Below are 2,338 nucleotides of genomic sequence, written 5' to 3'. Positions count from 1 at the left end.
CCCAGGAGCGCTCCGGACCTCTTCGTTTTCGGTGGAACCACCCCTCCGTTCCGGGTCGCCTTCGGGGCTTCCGCTGAGGCAAGTGTTTCTCGTATGGTGGAAAACAGTTTCCGAAACTGGAGCGCTCATTACCCGCTACCCGCTGGTAGGTGCGACGATCGGACTGCGTCGCACGGCCTGTGGCCTTTCAGCGGCGTAGCAATGAAGCTCAGGGAAAGCAGAGGAAGTCGGCCATGGCAACGGCGCCCAGCGTCTCGTACTCGATGACGGTCCGACTGGAGGTACCCGCGAGCGGGACCTCGGTCAGCCAGCTCACTTCGGCCGTCGAAGCCTCCGGCGGCTCCGTGACCGGCCTCGACGTCACCGCATCCGGCCACGAGAAGCTGCGGATCGACGTCACGATCGCCGCTTCCTCGACCTCGCACGCCGACGAGATCGTCGAGAAGCTGCGCGGAGTCGACGGCGTCGTGCTCGGGAAGGTCTCCGACCGTACGTTCCTGATGCACCTCGGCGGCAAGATCGAGATGCAGTCGAAGCACCCCATCCGCAACCGTGACGACCTCTCGATGATCTACACGCCGGGCGTCGCCCGCGTCTGCATGGCCATCGCCGAGAACCCCGAGGACGCGCGCCGCCTCACCATCAAGCGCAACACCGTCGCGGTCGTCACCGACGGCTCCGCCGTGCTGGGCCTGGGCAACATCGGCCCGATGGCGGCCATGCCGGTGATGGAGGGCAAGGCGGCCCTGTTCAAGCGGTTCGCCGACATCGACGCCTGGCCGCTGTGCCTGGACACCCAGGACACCGACGAGATCGTCGCCATCGTCAAGGCGATCGCCCCCGGCTTCGCGGGCATCAACCTCGAAGACATCTCCGCACCGCGCTGCTTCGAGATCGAGGCCCGGCTGCGCGAGGCACTGGACATTCCGGTCTTCCACGACGACCAGCACGGCACCGCGATTGTGGTTCTCGCCTCACTCACGAACGCGCTGCGGGTGGTCGGCAAGTCCATCGGAGACGTACGCGTCGTCATGTCGGGTGCGGGCGCAGCCGGTACGGCGATCCTCAAGCTGCTCATCGCGGCCGGCGTCAAGCACGCGGTCGTCGCCGACATCCACGGTGTCGTGCACGCGGGCCGCGAGGACCTGGTCTCCGCCGACGCTCCCGGTGCCGGCGGCGCTGCGCTGCGCTGGATCGCCGACAACACCAACCCCGAAGGGGTGACGGGCACCCTCAAGGAGGCCGTCGTCGGCGCCGACGTCTTCATCGGCGTGTCGGCCCCGAACGTCCTGGGCGGGGACGACGTGGCGGCCATGGCGGAGGGCTCGATCGTCTTCGCGCTCGCCAACCCCGACCCCGAGGTCGAGCCCGCAATTGCCCGTCAGACGGCGGCAGTTGTGGCCACGGGCCGCTCCGACTTCCCGAACCAGATCAACAACGTGCTGGTCTTCCCCGGCGTCTTCCGCGGCCTCCTGGACGCACAGTCCAGGACCGTCAACACGGAGATGATGCTGGCGGCGGCGAGCGCGCTGGCGGACGTCGTCTCCGAGGACGAGCTGAACCCGAACTACATCATTCCGTCGGTCTTCAACGACAAGGTCGCAGGTGCCGTCGCGGGCGCCGTCCGGGCCGCGGCGAAGGCCGCCGCGGCGACTGTGACGGGTCCCACGTCCGCCTGACGCGCGGCGCGTCGTGGGTCGCGGCGTATCGGGGGCACCTCTAGGGTGGCGGGCAATGCACGCAGCGTTCCCTGGCAGAGCGCTGCGGCCCGTAAGCAGTCCGCTTCAGTTAGTCGACGGAGCGTCACCAAGGCGAGGCAGTGGCGCTCTTCGCACGACTCCGACGGGTGCCGGATTGGCTTTCCCGCCGCTGGTGGGGGCAGGATGCGTAATCGGGCGCGAGGGTCTGGAGAACAGACCCGGGTCCGGGGACTGTCCGAAGCCCCTGGCAGCATCGGCTAAAGCTGTACCCATCATGCGGCTCCGCCGCGTGGCACGCCTCACAGGCAAGAAGAACACGGGAGTAACAACATGAACCGCAGTGAGCTGGTGGCCGCCCTGGCCGACCGTGCCGAGGTGACCCGCAAGGACGCCGACGCCGTGCTGGCCGCGCTCGCCGAGACCGTCGGCGAGATCGTCGCCAAGGGCGACGAGAAGGTCACCATCCCCGGCTTCCTGACCTTCGAGCGCACCCACCGTGCCGCTCGTACCGCTCGTAACCCGCAGACCGGCGACCCGATCCAGATCCCGGCCGGCTACAGCGTGAAGGTCTCCGCGGGCTCCAAGCTCAAGGAAGCCGCCAAGGGTAAGTAACACCCCCTAGGCGTCAAGGCAGAACC

At 68.0% G+C, this 2,338-nt stretch carries 2 protein-coding genes; both read left to right on the top strand.

Annotated elements, in window-relative coordinates:
- Positions 1–233 precede the first annotated feature (233 nt).
- Positions 234–1,679 (top strand): malic enzyme-like NAD(P)-binding protein, encoded by a 1,446-nt coding sequence (locus tag ACWGIG_RS38550; protein ID WP_453326390.1) that lies wholly within the window; start codon positions 234–236, stop codon positions 1,677–1,679.
- Positions 1,680–2,030: 351 nt separating this feature from the next.
- Positions 2,031–2,312: an HU family DNA-binding protein gene (locus ACWGIG_RS38545; RefSeq protein ID WP_003954777.1), complete on the top strand. Its 282-nt coding sequence runs from the start codon at positions 2,031–2,033 to the stop codon at positions 2,310–2,312.
- Positions 2,313–2,338: the final 26 nt, after the last annotated feature.

Source organism: Streptomyces sp. NPDC054863, from assembly GCF_053610825.1.
The sequence above is the reverse complement of the archived record's forward strand: the minus strand, read 5'-3'. Positions and strand labels throughout refer to the sequence as shown.